This is a genomic window from Faecalibacterium sp. DFI.5.82, from assembly GCF_029076575.1.
Classification (GTDB): Bacteria; Bacillota; Clostridia; order Oscillospirales; family Ruminococcaceae; genus Faecalibacterium; species Faecalibacterium duncaniae.
Map to the genome: position 1 here is coordinate 1 of NZ_JARFIS010000849.1, position 297 is coordinate 297.

The 297-nt window shown below is 61.3% G+C and carries 1 protein-coding gene; it reads left to right on the forward strand.

The features are described 5' to 3' along the window. Window positions 1-297, forward strand: a 297-nt coding sequence (locus tag P0G09_RS19195; protein ID WP_275253466.1) for an acyl-CoA dehydrogenase family protein, incomplete at both ends; no start/stop codon positions are given.

Sequence of the window (297 nt, forward strand, 5' to 3'; positions counted from 1 at the left end):
TCGTTGAGCGCACCGATCCGGGCTTCTCCGTCGGTAAGGCTGAGGATAAGATGGGCATCAGTGGTTCTTCCACCTGCGAGCTGATCTTCGAGGACTGCCGTATCCCGAAGGACCGTATGCTGGGCGTGCGCGGCAAGGGCTTCCAGCTGGCCATGGCTACCCTGGACGGCGGCCGTATCGGCATCGCTTCTCAGGCTCTGGGCATTGCCGAGGGCGCTTTGGAGGAGACCGTTGCCTACGTCAAGGAGCGCAAGCAGTTTGGCCACAGCATCTCTGCATTCCAGAACACCCAGTTCG